The organism is Amycolatopsis thailandensis, from assembly GCF_002234405.1.
In the GTDB taxonomy this organism is placed as follows: Bacteria; Actinomycetota; Actinomycetes; order Mycobacteriales; family Pseudonocardiaceae; genus Amycolatopsis; species Amycolatopsis thailandensis.
The window spans coordinates 23937-40859 of the sequence record NZ_NMQT01000015.1; the positions used below are offsets into that span (position 1 = coordinate 23937).

At 68.3% G+C, this 16923-nt stretch carries 13 protein-coding genes; 9 read left to right on the forward strand and 4 right to left on the reverse strand.

The window, feature by feature from the left end; all coding sequences use genetic code 11:
- Window positions 1-122 precede the first annotated feature (122 nt).
- On the forward strand, window positions 123-1241 hold the full coding sequence (locus CFP71_RS03875; protein WP_093932444.1) for a glycerophosphodiester phosphodiesterase: 1119 nt from the start codon (window positions 123-125) through the stop codon (window positions 1239-1241).
- 370 nt (window positions 1242-1611) lie between these two features.
- Complete coding sequence (locus tag CFP71_RS03880; RefSeq protein ID WP_093932445.1) at window positions 1612-3147, forward strand: amino acid permease; 1536 nt, start codon at window positions 1612-1614, stop codon at window positions 3145-3147.
- Here CFP71_RS03880 and CFP71_RS03885 read toward each other — a convergent pair.
- The 3 genes from CFP71_RS03885 to CFP71_RS03895 form a co-directional block, all read right to left on the reverse strand.
- Window positions 3131-4348 (reverse strand): MFS transporter, encoded by a 1218-nt coding sequence (locus CFP71_RS03885; protein ID WP_093932446.1) that lies wholly within the window; start codon window positions 4346-4348, stop codon window positions 3131-3133. The genes CFP71_RS03880 and CFP71_RS03885 overlap by 17 nt on opposite strands.
- Window positions 4349-4490: 142 nt before the next feature.
- A complete protein-coding gene (locus tag CFP71_RS03890; protein WP_093932447.1) occupies window positions 4491-5426 on the reverse strand; it encodes an LLM class F420-dependent oxidoreductase in 936 nt (311 codons plus the stop codon).
- Window positions 5427-5568: 142 nt separating this feature from the next.
- Window positions 5569-6855, reverse strand: a complete 1287-nt coding sequence (locus CFP71_RS03895) for an adenylosuccinate synthase (RefSeq protein ID WP_093932448.1) — start codon at window positions 6853-6855, stop codon at window positions 5569-5571.
- A gap of 94 nt (window positions 6856-6949) precedes the next feature.
- Here CFP71_RS03895 and CFP71_RS03900 point away from each other — a divergent pair, with 94 nt between their 5' ends.
- The 7 genes from CFP71_RS03900 (at window position 6950) to CFP71_RS03930 (ending at window position 14602) form a co-directional block, all read left to right on the forward strand.
- On the forward strand, window positions 6950-7591 hold the full coding sequence (locus tag CFP71_RS03900) for a hypothetical protein (protein WP_425266596.1): 642 nt from the start codon (window positions 6950-6952) through the stop codon (window positions 7589-7591).
- 191 nt (window positions 7592-7782) lie between these two features.
- Window positions 7783-8421, forward strand: coding sequence for an HNH endonuclease family protein (locus tag CFP71_RS03905; protein ID WP_093932449.1), 639 nt, complete (start codon window positions 7783-7785; stop codon window positions 8419-8421).
- A gap of 207 nt (window positions 8422-8628) precedes the next feature.
- Window positions 8629-10236 (forward strand): ABC transporter substrate-binding protein, encoded by a 1608-nt coding sequence (locus tag CFP71_RS03910; protein WP_093932450.1) that lies wholly within the window; start codon window positions 8629-8631, stop codon window positions 10234-10236.
- On the forward strand, window positions 10233-11183 hold the full coding sequence (locus CFP71_RS03915; protein ID WP_093932451.1) for an ABC transporter permease: 951 nt from the start codon (window positions 10233-10235) through the stop codon (window positions 11181-11183). Before CFP71_RS03910 ends, CFP71_RS03915 begins: the two co-directional genes overlap by 4 nt.
- A complete protein-coding gene (locus tag CFP71_RS03920; protein ID WP_093932452.1) occupies window positions 11176-11991 on the forward strand; it encodes an ABC transporter permease in 816 nt (271 codons plus the stop codon). The genes CFP71_RS03915 and CFP71_RS03920 overlap by 8 nt, the downstream gene beginning before the upstream one ends.
- On the forward strand, window positions 11988-13565 hold the full coding sequence (locus tag CFP71_RS03925) for a dipeptide ABC transporter ATP-binding protein (RefSeq protein ID WP_093932453.1): 1578 nt from the start codon (window positions 11988-11990) through the stop codon (window positions 13563-13565). The genes CFP71_RS03920 and CFP71_RS03925 overlap by 4 nt, the downstream gene beginning before the upstream one ends.
- On the forward strand, window positions 13562-14602 hold the full coding sequence (locus CFP71_RS03930; protein WP_093932454.1) for an LLM class flavin-dependent oxidoreductase: 1041 nt from the start codon (window positions 13562-13564) through the stop codon (window positions 14600-14602). The genes CFP71_RS03925 and CFP71_RS03930 overlap by 4 nt, the downstream gene beginning before the upstream one ends.
- Before the next feature lie 290 nt (window positions 14603-14892).
- Here the strand turns inward: CFP71_RS03930 and CFP71_RS03935 are convergent, their stop codons facing one another.
- Window positions 14893-16788, reverse strand: a complete 1896-nt coding sequence (locus CFP71_RS03935) for an FAD/NAD(P)-binding protein (protein ID WP_167405990.1) — start codon at window positions 16786-16788, stop codon at window positions 14893-14895.
- Window positions 16789-16923: the final 135 nt, after the last annotated feature.

Below are 16923 nucleotides of genomic sequence, written 5' to 3' on the forward strand. Positions count from 1 at the left end.
GGTGGTTCCATCCGGCGTTCACCCGGCGGTCAGCGCTCCGCCGGTCCGACTTCGCCGTCCGGACTCCTCCTGCGTCAAGGGTGGCGCGGTACCCCGAGTTCAAGCGAAAGAGGTTACCCACCATGCGAAAGCGCCTGGGCGTGCTCGCCCTGTCCGGACTCGCCGTACTCAGCGTCACGGGGCTGGCCGGCGCCACCGAGCCGGGCGCCCGAGATGTGTCGGCGCTGGCGAAGGGTCACGATGGGCCGGTGATCGTCGGACACCGCGGCGCCCCCGGCTACCGCCCGGAGCACACGCTCGCCTCGTATGAGCTCGCCTACCGCCAGGGCGTCGACTGGGTCGACGTCGACCTCGTGCCCACCAAGGACGGCCAGCTGGTCGCCCGGCACGAGAACGAGATCGGCGGGACCACCGACGTCGCGAAGCACCCCGAGTTCGCGAACCGGAAGACGACGAAGGTCATCGACGGCACGTCGTTCACCGGTTGGTTCACCGAAGACTTCACGCTCGCCGAGCTGAAGACCCTGCGCGCGACCGAGCGGATCCCGCAGCTGCGGCCGAACAACAAGGTCTACGACGGCCGCTATCAGATCGCGACCTACCAGGAGGTGCTCGACCTGACGCGCCGGCTGGGCCGCGAACTGCGCCGTGAGCTGGGGACCTACCCGGAGGTCAAGCACTCGACGTACTTCTCCTCGATCAAGAACCCGACCGAGCCGAAGCTGGTCGAGCTGCTCAAGCGCAACGGGCTCAACCATCCGAAGGCGCCAGTGATCATCCAGTCGTTCGAGGTGTCGAACCTGATCGCGCTCTCGCGCCAGGTGCGGGTGCCGCTGCTCCAGCTGACCTCGGCGACCGGCGCTCCGGCCGACTTCGTCGCGAAGGGCGACCCGCGGACGTACGCCGACCTCGTCACGCCCGTGGGCCTGAAGGAGATCTCGAAGTACGCGGACTACCTCGGCCCAGAGAAGGCGCAGGTCATCCCGGTGGTGAACGGCGCGCTGGGCAAGCCGACCGCGCTCGTGGCCGACGCGCACAAGGCCGGGCTGAAGGTCGGGCCGTACACGTTCCGCAACGAGAACAACTTCCTCCCGCAGAACCTGCGCTCGTCGGCGAACCTCGCCGAGTACGGCGACGCGTTCGCCGAGCAGGAGGCGTTCCTCAAGGCGGGTGTCGACGGGTACTTCTCGGACCAGCCGGACACCGCGCTGGAGGCCGTGAAGGCGTTCCGGGGGCGCTGAGCTCCGTCTCAAGCGCAATGAAAGGCCCCTTCATCGCAAATTTTGCGATGAAGGGGCCTTTCATTGCGTTCCTGCGCCTGACCGGCACGAAGGTGGCAACTCAGCGGACGCCGGGGCGACCGGTGGGGGGAACTCTGAGGGCCCCGAAGTCCCTCAAGGGGTCCTTCACGGACTTCCCGCCTGCCGGAGCAGGTCTCGGCAGTGCCGTGTGCCATGAACGGTCCGTTCCTTGCGAAATCTGCGAGGAACGGACCGTTCATGGCGTCCGGCGGGATGGGTTTCTTGACGAGACCTTGACATCCGCAGGTGGGCGGGCCTAATTTCGGCGGATCTCAATGGTCTGTCCGCATACCTTTTAAGTGGGTGCCCGATGGATGTCTCAGACAAGCAGGCCGAACCCGCCGACGAAGACAGTGCCCGGCTCCACCAGCTCGGCTACGCGCAGGAACTCCGGCGCACGATGTCGACCTTCTCCAACTTCGCCGTCTCCTTCACGATCATCTCGATCCTCTCCGGCTGCCTGACCCTCTACGGGTTCGGCATGAAGACCGGCGGGCCCGCGGCGATGATCTGGGGCTGGCCGCTGGTCGGCCTGTTCGTCATCCTGGTCGGGCTGGGCATGGCCGAGGTCTGCTCCAGCTACCCGACGGCGGGCGGCCTCTACTACTGGGCCGCGAAGCTCGCGCCGCGCAACGGCGCGGCGTGGTCGTGGTTCACCGGCTGGTTCAACCTCATCGGGCAGATCGCCGTCACCGCGGGCATCGACTTCGGCGCGGCGCTGTTCCTCAACGCCTTCCTCGACTTGCAGTTCGGCTTCGAGGCGACGCCGGGCCACACGATCCTGCTGCTGGGGATCATCCTGGTGATCCACGGGCTGCTGAACACCTTCGGCGTGAAGATCGTGGCACTGCTGAACAGCATCAGCGTGTGGTGGCATCTGGTGGGCGTGCTGGTCATCGTCGGGGTGCTGATCGTCGTGCCCGCCAAGCATCAGGACGCGTCCTTCGTCTTCGGCGAGTTCGTGAACAAGACGGGCTGGGCTTCACCGGTCTACGTCTTCCTGCTGGGACTCCTCGTCGCGCAGTACACGCTGACCGGCTACGACGCCTCCGCGCATATGACCGAGGAGACCAAGAACGCGGCGAAGGCAGGGCCGCGCGGCATCATCAACTCGATCCTCGTCTCCCTGGTCGCCGGATGGATCCTGCTGATCGGCCTCACTTTCGCCATCCAGGACTACGACGGCGCGGTGGGCTCCGAGACCGGGGTGCCGCCCGCGCAGATCTTCATCGACGCGACCAGCGAGACGACCGGCAAGTTCCTCTTGCTGATCTGCATCGGCGCGCAGTTGTTCTGCGGGATGGCGTCGGTGACCGCGAACTCGCGGATGATCTACGCCTTCGCCCGCGACGGCGCGATCCCCGGTTCGAAGTTCTGGCACCGCATCAACAAGCGCACCCAGACGCCGACCAACGCGGTGTGGCTGGCCGCGGGCGGCGCGCTCCTGCTCGCCCTGCCGTACTTGTGGAGCGCGACCGCCTACGCGGCGGTGACCTCGATCGCGGTCGTCGGCCTTTACGTGGCTTACGTGATCCCGGTGTTCCTGCGGGTGCGCAAGGGCGACGACTTCGAACCCGGACCGTGGAACCTCGGCCGCTGGGGCAAGCTCGTCGGGACCGTCGCGACCGTCTGGGTGTGCTTCATCTTCGTGCTGTTCATGCTCCCGCAGGGATCGCCGATCACCATCGACAGTTTCAACTACACGCCGATCGCCTTCCTCGTCGTACTCGGTGGTGCGGCGGTGTGGTGGTTCGCCTCGGCGCGCAAGTGGTTCACGGGTCCGAAGGTGCAGGGCTCCGAGGCGGAACTCGCCGCTGTGGAAAAGGAACTCAAGGAACTGGGGTAGCGCTCTCCCGGGCGCGGCCGACGCGGACTCCGGTCACCGCGGCCGCGCCCACCGCCCCGACCGCCGCGAACGCGTAGAAACCCCATGGGTACGCGATCCCGGCGCTCAGCAGCGCGCCGCCGAGGATCGGCCCGCAGATCGCGCCGACCCGGCCGACACCCGCCGCCCAGCCGATCCCGGTGGCGCGCATCGCGTCCGGATACGTCTTGCCGATGTACGCGTACACGAGGACCTGCGCGCTGAACACGAACCCGCCGGTGAGGAACACGGCCACGTACAGCCCCACCGCGGGCAGCTTCACGCTCAGCAGGGCCAGGAACACCGCCGCCCCGAGGAACCAGAAGATCACCGCCGGCCGCACGCCGGCCTTGTCCGCCACCCGGCCCGCGACGAGCAGGCCGACGACGCCGCCGAGGTTCAGCGTGAGCAGCAGCCCGAGCGCCGCGCCGAGCGGGTACCCGGCCTGGCGCATGATCTCCGGCAGCCAGGTGTTGAGCCCGTAGACCAGCAGCAGGCCCATGAACGACGTCACCCAGAACGCGATGGTGGCGCGCAGGAGCCCGCCGCGGAACAGCCCGCCGACGACGTCCGTCGCCGACTTCGCCTGCGTTTCCCGCGCCCGCTCGAAGGACTCGGACTCGGGCAGGTACTTGATCATCAGCGGCACCAGGACGAGCGCGGGCAGCGCGCCGGCGACGAACATCGCGCGCCAGCCGAGCGGCTGGATCAGCCAGATGCCGAGCAGGGCGGTGAGCACCGCGCCGACGTGATAGCCGGTCATCACCGTGGTGGTCGCGCTGCCGCCCTTTCCCTTGCGGGCGTACTCGGTGACCAGCGCGATCGCCGTCGGGAGGCAGCCGCCGAGGCCCAGCCCGGCGAGGAAGCGCAGCAGGCCGAAGACGAACGCCGACGGCGAGAGCGCGCAGAGCGCGGTGAACGCCGAGAAGGCGGTGACCGCGATGATCAGCGCTTTCCGGCGGCCGATGAGGTCGGTGATCGTGCCGATCGCCAGTGCGCCGATCGTCATGCCGATCAGGCCGAACGTCGAGATCACCGACGCCGTGCCCGGCGTCAGGCCCCAGACGTGGTCACGGAGCAGCGCGGGCAGCACCGTGCCCAGGACGACCAGGTCGAATCCGTCGAGCAGCACCGCCGTCCAGGCGAGCGGCACCACCCACGAACGAGCCGTGGCAGGGGACATGGGGACCTCCAGCTGTGTTCGCTATGCGCACGAGTATGCACAATACGAACGCTGTGAGCAAGGCCACTGGGGTCCTGGATGTCATGAGGGGTCCCCTCAAGACACTTTTTGTCCTGAAGGGACCCCTTATGACACGTGACGGCTAGCGCTTCACGAGGTCGCCCAAGACGTGCCAGGTGCGGAGCCGCTCCTCACTGGTCCGGATGCCGCTCTGGGTCGCGACGACCTCGGTCGCCCCCGCGTCGAAGTACCGCCGGAGCTCGGCGGCGACGGTCTCCTCGTCCCCGGCGATCACCAGTTCACCGGCAGAATCCACGCCCTGGGCGTCGAAGACCGCACGATAGGACGGGATGTCGCGGAAGAACGCGTACTGCTTGTCGACCGTCGCGCGGATGGCGTCGGGATCGTCGGTCACGACGACCGGGACCATCGCGATGATCCGCGGCGCCGGACGGCCGGCGGCGGCCTTGGTGATCTCCGGGACGATCAGTTCGGAAAGGGCTTTCGGCCCGGCGAGGAACGGGATCGTGCCGTCGGCCAGTTCGCCGGTGACGCGCAGCGCCTGGCGTCCCATCGCGGCGACGATCAGCGGGATGTCCGAAGAGCCCGCGACAGTGAGTGAAGCCGCGAAACCCTTTGCGTGTGCTCTGACGGTCTCGCCGTGGAAGTCGACTTCGCCGCCGCCGAGCACCTCGCGGAGGATCGTGAGGTACTCGCGAAGGTGCTTGATCGGCGACGGGTACTCGATGCCGTACGCCGGTTCGAGCCAGTTCTTCGCGCCGGTTCCGAGGCCGAGGACGAACCGGCCGCCGGTGGCGGCTTGGGCCGTCTGGGCGAGGCCGGTGATCAGCAGCGGATGGCGGGGGTAGATCGGGACGACGCCGGTCCCGACCGTGATCCCCGGGACCGCGCGGCCGGCGAGGGCCGCGACGGTGATCGCGTCGTGCTCCATCTGCTGGGAGAACCAGACCGACGTCAGGCCCGCGTCGGCGGCCTGCCGGGTCTGCGTGATGAGTTCGTCGACGATGTTGACGGCGTTCGCGGTGTCGCCGGACGGGAGTGCCACTCCGATGGTCATGTTCAACGCTAACCGCGCTGTCGACGGGATATTTCGCCGTTCACCGGCTGGGATCCCGCTCGCCTGGGATGTCATGAGGGGTCCCCATGGGACGAAAAACGTCCTATGGGGACCCCTCATGACACGCGTGAGACCAGAGGCGTCAGACGAACTCGTGCCGCACGATCGTCTGCTCCCGGCCCGGACCGACACCGATCGCCGAGATCCGCGCGCCGGAGAGCTCTTCGAGCCGCTCGACATACGCCCGCGCGTTCGCCGGCAGCTCTTCGAAGGTCCGGCAGCCCGAGATGTCCTCGAACCAGCCCGGCAGCTCTTCGTAGATCGGCAGCGCGTGGTGCACGTCGGTCTGCGTCATCGGCATCTCGTAGGTACGGACCCCGTCGACCTCGTAGCCGACGCACACCGGCACCTTCTCCAGCCCGGACAGCACGTCCAGCTTAGTGAGGAAGTAGTCGGTGATGCCGTTGACGCGCACCGCGTAGCGCGCGATGACCGCGTCGAACCAGCCGGTGCGCCGCGAGCGGCCGGTGGTGACGCCGAACTCGCCGCCCTGCTTGCGCAGGTACTCGCCGGACTCGTCGTCCAGCTCGCTCGGGAACGGGCCGGAGCCGACGCGGGTGGTGTAGGCCTTGAGGATGCCCAGCACGGTGGTGATCTTGCCGGGGCCGATGCCCGAACCCGCGCTCGCGCCGCCGGACGTCGGGTTCGACGACGTCACGAACGGGTAGGTGCCGTGGTCGACGTCGAGCAGCGTGCCCTGCGAGCCTTCGAGTAGCACGGTCTCGCCGCGTTCGAGGGCCTGGTTGAGCTGAAGGCGCGTGTCGGCGATGCGGTGCGCGAACTTCTCGCCCGCGGCCAGCACCTCGTCGGCGACCTGGTCGGCGTCGAGGGCCTTGCGGTTGTAGACCTTGACCAGCACCTGGTTCTTGAACTCCAGGGCCGATTCGACCTTCTGCCGGAAGATCTTCTCGTCGAGCAGGTCCTGCACGCGGACGCCGACGCGGGCGATCTTGTCCTGGTAGCAGGGGCCGATGCCGCGGCCGGTGGTGCCGATCTTGCGGCTGCCGAGGTAACGCTCGGTGACCTTATCGATCGCCACGTGGTACGGCATGATCAGATGCGCGTCGGCGGAGATCAGCAGCTTGCTGGTGTCGACGTCGCGTTCTTCCAGCCCGGCGAGTTCGTCGAGCAGCACGCCCGGGTCGATGACGACGCCGTTGCCGATGACGTTGGTGACGCCCGGCGTGAGGATCCCGGACGGGATGAGGTGGAGGGCGAAGTTCTGTCCGTCGGGAAGGACTACGGTGTGGCCCGCGTTGTTACCGCCTTGGTAACGCACGATCCACTGGACGCGGTCGCCGAGCAGGTCGGTGGCCTTGCCCTTGCCCTCGTCCCCCCATTGGGCCCCGATCAGCACGATGGCCGGCATGTGACACTCCAGGTGTTCGGCGACTGATGGTTTTGGCGCTGGTAAATGCCGGTGCATGAGCGTAACGGAGGGCCTTCGGGTGCGCGGAATAGTGGTGGTCTGTCCAGAGGGCGAGCCCACACTCCCGGAGATCGACGACGTCGAGATGGTGCGCGTCCCGAGCCGTCCCGGCAAGGCGGATATCGACCCCTTGCTGGGGGAACACGACCGGCTGGTGGTCGCGGGCACCGACGCGGATCTCGCCGCCGTGGCGCTCCGGCTGTTACGAAAAGAACAGCTCCCCGGCGTGTCGCTCGGTTTCGTGCCGTCCTCGCCGGACTCCGACGTCGCCCGCATCTGGAGCCTGCCGACCCAGCCGCTGCGGGCCCTCGCGCTCGCCCTGCGCGGCGAGGTCGATCCGGTGCCGCTGATCCGCGACGACACCGGCGGCGTGCTCGTCGGCCGGGGCGTGATCGGCATGATCCGCGGGGTCGCCTACTGCGACGAGCACACCGTCCTGCGCGGGCCCGCGCGCTCGATCGAGGTCGAGCCGGACGCGAGCGGGCCGGGGCTGATGGTCCGCGTGACCAAGGGGACGCTCTTCAAACGGCCCACGACGCAGTACGCGCGGGCGTTCCAGCTCGGCTGCATCCCGACCCGCCCGAGCAGCGACGGCGTCGCCCATCCGCGCGCGATGAGCCGCTGGACCTGGTACCGGCACACCGAAGACCTCCGGCTGGTCCGCGGCCTGATCTAGGGCTAGGCCGTTCGGCCCAGAACCTTCAGCTGGACTTTCCGAAACTTTTTCGGTCGCGGACACCGCGTCCGACCTGCTCGTGACACCCTCCGTTCACGAATAGCCAGCAGAGTGTCATCCGATGGTGTTGCGTGGGTCATATCCGTGCCTCATGGTGACCAGGTCCCCAAACCTGACACGGAGGCAGCAATATGCCAACTGCGCTTGCTGTTCGTCGCTCCTTCACCGTTCTCGCCGTCTCGGCGATCGTCTCGGCAGGCGTGGTCGGCGTCGCCGAAGCGACACCCCCGGGCATCCCGTCGACCGCGACCGCCAAGTCCCAGCTCGCCGGGCTGACCGTCAAGCCGGACGGTTCGTCGAGCGGGTACAGCCGCGACAAGTTCCCGCACTGGGCCGACCAGGGCAACAGCTGCAACACCCGTGAGGTCGTGCTGAAGCGGGACGGCACGAACGTTCAGCAGGACAGCAGTTGCGCCGCCGTCTCCGGCAAATGGTTCAGCCCGTACGACGACGCCACCTGGACCGCCGCGTCCGATTTGGACATCGACCACGTCGTCCCGCTTGCGGCCGCGTGGCGCACCGGCGCCTCTTCGTGGACCACCGCGCAGCGACAGGCGTTCGCGAACGACCTCAGCGCGCCGCAGCTGATCGCCGTCACCGACAACGTCAACCAGGAGAAGGGCGACAAGTCGCCGGACGCCTGGAAGCCGCCGTCCACCGGCTACTGGTGCACCTACGCGAAGATGTGGACCACGGTGAAGGCCAAGTACAAGCTCACCATCAAGTCGGCGGAGAAGACCGCCCTGACGGACATGCTCAACCGCTGCTAGACCCCGTAAGTACATAAAGGCCCCCTTCATTGCGCCTAGGTACATGAAGGGGGCCTTCACGTACTTACGGGGCTGTCAAGCGGAATCATGGGATGTTTCGCGGGCTGGGAGCCGGGCTCAGCATGTGGGCGGGGCTCAAGGCCGTGATTAGCGTGATTCGGGTAGGCGCAAGAGAAAGCGCCCCCGTTCCCCGCTGGAGGCCACCCGGTGTCCCGTACCGCCGCCATTTCCTTACTCGCGCTCACGGCGTTGGCCGTCACCGCCTGCTCGTCCGCGGGCGGCGCGACCGGTGCCGACGCCGGGCCGCCCAAACCCGGGGGCACGCTGCGCCTCGGGATCTCGTCGAGCCCGGATTGCGTTGACCCGCAACAGGTCGGCACCAACGCCTCGCTCAACGTCGGCCGCCAGCTGGTCGACTCGCTGACCGACCAGGATCCCGCCACCGGTGAGATCAAGCCGTGGCTGGCCGAAAAGTGGGAGAGCGACGCGGATTCGACCTCGTTCACCTTCCACCTGCGCGGCGGCGCGACGTTCTCCGACGGCAGCCCTGTCGACGCCGCCGCGGTCAAGACGAGCTTCGACGCGATCAAGGCGCTCGGCCCGAAATCGCAGCTCGGCTCGGGCTATCTGGCCGTTTACCAGGGAACGACGGTCGTCGACCCGAAGACGGTGAAGATCGAGTTCTCCACTCCCAGCGCGCAGTTCCTCCAGGCCAGCTCGACGATGTCGCTCGGCGTCCTCGCGCCCGCCGCGTACAAGAAGACCGCGGATCAGCGCTGCCAGGGTGACGGACTGATCGGCTCGGGTCCGTTCGTCTTCGAGAGCCTGAAGCAGAACCAGGAGATCGTCCTCGCCAAACGCAAGGGCTACGACTGGGGCTCGTCGCTGTTCAAGCACCGGGGCGAGGCGTACCTCGACAAGATCGCCTACAAGATCGTGCCGGAACCCGGGGTGCGCACCGGGAGTCTCGCTTCCGCCCAGCTCGACGCCATCACCGACGTCCAGCCGGTCGACGAACCGCAGTTCACCGGCAACGGGTTCACCGAGCCCACCCGCCCGAACCCGGGTGTCGTGTTCAACCTCCACGCCAACGTCACCAGGGGCGTGCTCACCGACGAGAAGGTCCGCCAGGCGGTGGTCAAGGGCATCGACCGGCCCGAGGTCACGAACACCGTGCTGACCCCGAACTACAAGCCCGCCACCAGCATCCTCGGCTCGGCGACGCCGTTCCACACCGATCTTTCCTCCCTGCTGGCCTACGATCCGGAAGGGGCGAAGTCGCTCCTGGAAAGCGCCGGCTGGGCGCCCGGTCCCGACGGAATCCGCACGAAGAACGGCCAGCGGCTGACCGCGAAGGTCGTCTTCTCCCTGGTGTTCAACCAGAACAAGAGCGTGCTCGAACTCGTGCAGCAGCAGCTGCGCAAGATCGGGTTCGACCTGCGGATCGAGCAGCGCACCAACGCCGAGAGCGTGCAGATCTCGCAGAGCGGGGACTACGAGTACCTCTGGTACAACACCACCCGCGCCGATCCGGACATCCTGCGCAACCTGTTCTCCACCAAGGCGAACAATCGCAGCAGGCTCCCCGCGGACAACCCCGTCGACGCGCCGCTCGACGCACAATCGTCCACTGTGGACCCCGCGAAGCGCAAGCCGGCGGCCGAGGCTGCGCAGCGCGCGATCATCGAGCACGGCTACTCGGCGCCGGTGTTCGAGCTGACCCAGGTGCTGGCGCACGGACCGAACGCGCACGGCGTCGGCTTCGAAGCCTCGTCCCGGCTCCAGCTGTTCGACGCCTGGGTGTCCGGCTCGTGACCCGGTACCTGCTCCGCCGGATCCTGCAGGCGGTGTTCGTCCTGTGGGCCGCGTTCACCTTGTCCTTCGTGATCCTCTACCTCCTGCCGGGCGACGCTGTCAGCGCGAAGCTCGGAGGGGGCGAGGCAGGGCTTTCGGTGACGCCAGAGCAACTGGCCGCGGCGAAGGCGGAGTACGGACTCGACGACCCGTTGCCGTTGCAGTACGGGAAACGGCTGGTCGCCGCGCTGCAAGGCGACTTCGGCCGCTCGATCTCGACCGGCGACGACGCCACGGACATGGTGGTCTCGGCCCTGCCGCCGACGCTCGCCGTCACCGGGTTCGCGCTGGTGCTCGCGATCCTGTTCGGCGGCGGGGTCGCCATCGCCGGCACCGTCACCCGGCATCGCTGGCTCGGCAACGCGCTGCTCGCGTTGCCGCCACTGGGGATCTCGCTGCCGCCGTTCTGGGTGGGGCTCGTGCTCATCCAGTTCTTCTCCTTCCAGCTCAGGCTGGTGCCCGCGCTGGGGTCGAACGGCTTCGAGTCGCTGATCCTGCCCGCGATCACCCTCGCCATCCCGACCGGCGCGATCATCGGGCAGGTACTGGCGAAAAGCCTCCGCACGCAGCTCGCCGAGCCCTATTCCGAGATCGCGCTCGCGAAGGGGGCGAGCCGCTTGAGGGTCCACTTCGGACACTTGCTGCGCAACGCGGCGGTACCGACGCTGACCATCGCCGGGGTGGTCGCGGGAAACCTGATCGCCGGTTCGGTGATCACCGAGACGGTGTTCTCCCGCGACGGCCTCGGGCGGGTGACGTCGTCGGCGGTGACCGCGCAGGACATCCCGGTGGTGCAGGCGGTGATCGTGCTCGCCGCGCTGGTGTTCGTCGTCATCAACCTGCTGGTGGACCTGATCTGCCCCCTGCTGGACCCGCGGATCCGACACCGGGAGACGGCCGATGCCTGACGTTCTCGTGCGCACCCGGCGGCGGCCGGGCCTCATCCTCGCGGTCGCGGTCCTCGCCTTCGCCCTGCTCTCCGCTGTCGTGCCGGAGCTGTTCACCGGTCAGGATCCGCTCGCCGGTGTCCCCGCCGAGAAGATGCGGGGCCCTTCGCTCGCGCATCTCTTCGGCACCGACGAAACCGGGCGGGACATCTTCGCGCGGGTGGTCCACGGCGCCGCGCTCTCGTTGCAGGCGACCGTGATCGCCGTCCTCGTCGCGCTCGTGGCCGGTTCCGCGCTCGGCCTGCTCGCCGGGTTCCGGGGCGGCGCCCTCGATTCGGCGATCATGCGCTGCGTCGACGTCCTGCTGGCGATCCCGTCCATCCTGCTTTCGCTCGCGCTGGTCACGGCGCTCGGTTTCGGGACGACCAACGTCGCGATCGCCGTCGGCGTCGCCAATCTCGCGCAGTTCGCCCGGCTGATGCGCGCCGAGGTCCTGCGCGTCCGCAGCGGCGTGTTCGTCGAGGCCGCTCGCGCGGGCGGCGTGCGCTGGACCGGGGTGCTCGGGCGGCACGTGCTGCCCAACGCGCTCGGCCCGGTGCTCGCGCTCGCCACGCTCACCTTCGGCACGGCGGTCCTGGAGGTGTCCGCGCTCAGTTTCCTCGGCTACGGCGCGACCCCGCCGACCCCGGAGTGGGGCTCGCTCGTGGCGGGCGGGCGCGGATTCCTGGCCACCGCCTGGTGGATGACCACCTTCCCCGGACTCACCGTCGCGGCCGTGGTGCTGTCCGCGAACCGGCTGTCCCGAGCGATCGAAGGAGACGTGCGGTGAGCGCCCTGCTGACCATCCGCGACCTCGCGGTTTCCTACAAGAACGTCCCCGCCGTGGACGGCGTCGACCTGTCCGTCCACAAGGGACAGATCGTCGCCGTGGTCGGCGAGTCCGGATCCGGCAAGAGCACGACGGCGCACGCGGCGATCGGGCTGCTGCCGCGCGGCGGGCGGATCGATCGCGGCGAGATCACCTTCGACGGCCGTGACCTGGCGAAACTCTCCGACCGCGGTTGGCGTTCGGTGCGCGGCCGCGAGATCGCGCTGGTCCCCCAGGATCCGACCGTGTCGCTCAACCCCGTGCACCGGATCGGTGACCAGGTCGCCGAGGTGCTGTTGATCCACGGCCTCGCGGACAAGCGCACGGCCGGCGCGGAGGCGGTGAAACTGCTGCGCAAGGCCGGAATCGCCGATCCGGAGGCACGGGCGCGGCAATATCCGCACGAGCTCTCTGGCGGGCTCCGTCAACGCGCGCTGATCGCCGCGGCGCTGGCCGGACGGCCGAAACTCATCATCGCCGACGAGCCGACCAGCGCGCTCGACGTCACCGTGCAGCGGCGGATCCTCGACCACCTCGAAGAACTCGCCGCCGAAGCGGGCACGGCCGTCCTGCTGATCACCCACGACCTCGGCGTCGCCTCCGATCGGGCGTCGCGGATCGTGGTGCTGTCCCAGGGCACCGTGGTCGAGGAGGGCACCACCGGCGAGATCCTCGCGGCTCCCACGCGGAAGTACACGCGAGACCTGCTCGCCGCCGCGCCCAGTCTTTCCGACAGGCCGCTGAGGGAGCCGAAACCGCCGTCGAGCGACGTCCTGGTTGCGGTCCGCGGCCTCGGCAAGACCTTCGGCGCGATCCGGGCCGTCGACGGCGTTTCGTTCGACATCGCCCGCGGGCGGACGCTCGCGCTGGTCGGCGAATCCGGTTCGGGCAAGTCGACCACCGCGCGGATGATCCTGCGGCTGGAGACGCCGACCGAAGGCGTCGTCGAGTTCGACGGTCAGGACATCACGTCGGTGCGCGGTGAGGAACTGCGGCGGCTGCGGCGCCGGTTCCAGCTGGTGTACCAGAACCCGTACGCGTCGCTGAACCCGAAGTTCAGCATCGAGGACGTCGTTTCCGAGCCGCTGCGCGCTTTCGGCGTCGGCACGAAGGCGGAACGCCGGGCGCGGGCGGCGGAACTCGTCGACCAGGTGGCCCTGCCTTCTTCGGTGCTGAAGCGCAAACCCGCCGAACTGTCCGGCGGGCAACGGCAACGGGCGGCCATCGCGCGGGCGCTCGCCCTGCGCCCGGAATTGATCGTCGCCGACGAACCCGTGTCCGCGCTGGACGTCTCGGTGCAGGCGCAGATCCTGCGGCTGCTCGCGGATCTCCAGGACGAACTCGGCCTGACGTATCTGTTCATCTCGCACGACCTCGCCGTCGTCCGGCAGATCGCGGACACCGTCGGCGTGCTGCGCGGCGGCGAACTCGTCGAACTCGGTCCGGCGCGGGACGTGCTGGACCGACCGAGCGCGGACTACACCCGGGAGCTGCTCGCCGCGATCCCGGGCCGGAAACCGTTGGAGGCACGATGAAGTTCGGGCTCTTCTCCCTCGTCGCCAATCACCCCGACCCGGTGACCGGGGCGACACCGACCCAGCACGAGCGCCTGCGCCGGGTCGTCGACGAAGCGATCTTCGCCGAAGAACTGGGATTCGACGCGTACGGCGTCGGTGAACGGCACGGTGAACCGTTCCTCTCCTCCGCTCCGCCCGTCATCCTGGCGGCGGTCGCGGAACGCACGGAACGCGTCCGGCTGCTGACCACGCTGACGGTGATCAGCGTGCTCGACCCGGTCCGGGTCGCCGAGGACTACGCGACGCTGGACCAGCTTTCCGGCGGGCGGCTGGAACTCATGATCGGGAAGGGCAACGATCCCCGGCATTTCCCGCTGTTCGGCCTCGAAGAGGAACGGCAGTGGGAGTACCAGGCGGAGAAGTTCGCGTTGCTGCGCCGACTGTTCCTGGAGGAAGGCGTGACGTGGGACGGCGAATTCCGCGCGCCGCTGACCGACGTCACGACGCAGCCGCGTCCGTTCCACGCGCGGCCGAGGATCTGGCACGGGAGCGCGTCGAGCACGGAGTCGACCGAGCTGGCGGCGAAGTTCGGTGACCCGCTGTTCACCGCGAACGGCTTCCACCCCAAGAAGAAGTACGCCGACCTGATCGACCACTACCGGCGGCGATGGGCCGAGTACGGCCATGATCCGGCGGACGCGCTCGTCGGTTCGGGTGCGGGTGGGCTGTACGTCGCCAAGACCTCGCAGGAGGCTCTCGACGGGTATCGGCCGTATTTCGAGGCGCTGATGAAAACGCCCGCGTATCAGCACAACAAGTCGGAGTTCACCACACTGGAGGACAAGATCGCGGGCGGTTCCGCGCTGGTCGGAAGCCCGGAACAGGTGATCGACAAGATCGGCGACTATCACGCGTCGTTCGGGCACGAGGTGCAGGCGGTCTCCGTCGACGGGCTGACTTCCGGGGAGGCGCGGGACGTTCTGGAGCTTTTCGCCTCCGACGTCATCCCCGTCGTACGGAAAGAGCTGCCCTCCAGGGTGTGGGAAGACGCGTAGCTTCGGAGAGGTGCGCATCCTCTTCACGTGATGGCGTGTCGCGAGCCGGAGGAACACTGATCGCGATCTTACTGTCCACAAAGGATGACAAGTTCTTCTTCGCGCCCGATTTGAGCGGTTTTCGCAGGGGTCGTGAGTGGCAATGCGTGCTCTAACCTGCTTTGCCACTCACGACCCCCTCGGCCTGGCTCGGTCTGATGGGCGGGCGGTGCCGCGAAAGCCACTTTCGCAACGTTGAAGGTTGCGAAAGTGGCTTTCACAACATCCGAAGCCGGTCGCGCCACGCTTCCCTACGCACCGGTCAACTTCAGGATCTCCCTGGCGACGACGTCGTTCTGGCGAAAAGAGATCGCGTTGGTCCGCGGCCGCGTGAACGCGCCGGCGGATCGCGCCGAAGTGTGCGGGCCGAGGGCGAACCGGCGCGGATGCGGGCTGCCCTCGCCGTCGAGCATCCGGCCGTCGGAGACCCGGGTGTGGATACGACCGGCGAGCAGCCTGTCACCGGTGACGGCGTCGAGCACGGCCTCCTCACCGAGCGCGCCGCTGTCGCGCAACTGTCGCAAAAGGACGTCGGACGCCCGGGTGATGCTCGGCTCGGGCAACCGTGCTTCGACGAGCGTCCGTGCTTCGGTCTCGCCGGGGAAGCTAGCACCGGAAGCGACGAACGTCCGGCGTTCCTCGTCGGCCGAGATGCGTGTTTCGGCGCCCAGGAAGGAAACGAGTCCGGCTTCCTGGAGCGCGAGCAGTTCTTCGAGCCGACGCGGCGGCGGCCCGCTGGCGAAGTACGAGAAGAAGCCGAGGAACCAGCCGTCCAAATCGGACAGTTGAGAGGCCGCGTCGAGTCGTCCGGTCTGCACCAGCGCCGGAAGCCGGCCCATCACCGACAACAGTGCCGTGAACGCGCCCAGATCCGCGCTGTACTCGGCGTCCGCCCGGCGGCTCAAGTCCGCTTCCACGTACTCGCGCAGTTCCTTGCCGTATTCCTCGGCGGTACCGAATTCGACGCCCGCCATCGGCCGGTCGAGCCTGCTCAGGTCGAGCCGGTCGTCCGGCGCCGGGACCGCTCGCGCGACCAGCGCGTCGAGTTCGCCGGGTGCCGCGTCCGCGAAAGCGTCGGCGAAGGCGGCGAAGTCCATCCGGACTCGTTCGGGGTGGGCGGTGAACAGTTCGTTGTAGTAGGCCCAGGCGATCTCCTTCGAGATCAGCGGCCAGACGTCGCGGCGGAATTCGATGGGCCCGGGGATGGCGCAGAGCTTCTCGATGGCGTACGCGTCGAAGAACCGGGGCAATCGCGACGGTTTCCCGCGTAACCGGTAGCCGATCTTCGCGTGGTAGGGCACTCCTCGCCGCGAACCGACGTGCAGCACGGGCTCGGCGCCGCTGGGGTGATACTTCAGGCCGCCGCAAGCTCGCTCTTCGAAACGACCGCCGCGGCCTTCGCTCAGCAGCAACATCAGATCGACGAACGCGAGACCGAACCCGCGCACCAGCACGGTTTCGCCTGGCGCGATCGCGGAATAGTCGACGTCGGCGGTGTAGCCTGCCGGGTAGTAGGCGAGATCATGACGGACGGCGAAGTCGGCGAGTTCGGCCTCCCGTTCGTCCGGTTCGGCGTCGAGATGCCCGACGGTGAACAGGACCGCGTCCACTTCGAGGGGTTCCGCGCGGCCCTCCAGCCAAAGCGACTGCGGCTCGCCGTCGTCGAGCCGCACCGCGCGCGTCCGATGCTCGACGACCTCGATTCCGGGCGGGAGCTCGGCGAGCACCTTGCGGTGGAACCAAGTGAGATACGCGCTCTGCAACCGTCGCGTCGGGAAGTGATCGCTTTGCAGCGCCCCGAGTTCGGCGCGCAGACTCTCGTCGATCTCGGCGTCGAGCCTGCCCTCGCGGACCAGCCGCGCCCACTCGATCAGCGAAGGCCCGGGCCGGATCGGGCCGTCGATCTCGACGGTGTCGTCGGTGAAGACAGTGACGTCCTCGGGCATGGAGTTCATCCGCAGCAGCGGCGACTGCTCGTATCGCCAGACCCGCCCGGGGCCCGCCGGGAACGGATCGACCAGATGCACGACCAGCCGCCGCCCGCCGAGCAGCTCCGCGGCGTTCGCGCCGAGCCGCTCCAGCACGCCCACCCCACGTGGACCGGCGCCGACCACCGCCAGCACGTAGGGAAGGTCTGCGGTACTCACGAGGCCGAAGCTACGCCGGGATTCCGGGGCCTGTGCGGGTTCTCAAGGAGCGGAACTCGCCGGGAAACGACTGGACAGCATCCCTAGCGCGCTCTTCTGTCCATTATGGACTTCACTGGCGCTCCGGAGTGGTCG

Bases quoted from the DNA above. Each gene is read 5' to 3' on its own strand.
- CFP71_RS03875 (WP_093932444.1), top strand. From the start codon at position 123: ATGCGAAAGCGCCTGGGCGTGCTCGCCCTGTCCGGACTCGCCGTACTC.
- CFP71_RS03880 (WP_093932445.1), top strand. From the start codon at position 1,612: ATGGATGTCTCAGACAAGCAGGCCGAACCCGCCGACGAAGACAGTGCC.
- CFP71_RS03885 (WP_093932446.1), bottom strand. From the start codon at position 4,348: ATGTCCCCTGCCACGGCTCGTTCGTGGGTGGTGCCGCTCGCCTGGACG.
- CFP71_RS03890 (WP_093932447.1), bottom strand. From the start codon at position 5,426: ATGACCATCGGAGTGGCACTCCCGTCCGGCGACACCGCGAACGCCGTC.
- CFP71_RS03895 (WP_093932448.1), bottom strand. From the start codon at position 6,855: ATGCCGGCCATCGTGCTGATCGGGGCCCAATGGGGGGACGAGGGCAAG.
- CFP71_RS03905 (WP_093932449.1), top strand. From the start codon at position 7,783: ATGCCAACTGCGCTTGCTGTTCGTCGCTCCTTCACCGTTCTCGCCGTC.
- CFP71_RS03920 (WP_093932452.1), top strand. From the start codon at position 11,176: ATGCCTGACGTTCTCGTGCGCACCCGGCGGCGGCCGGGCCTCATCCTC.
- CFP71_RS03930 (WP_093932454.1), top strand. From the start codon at position 13,562: ATGAAGTTCGGGCTCTTCTCCCTCGTCGCCAATCACCCCGACCCGGTG.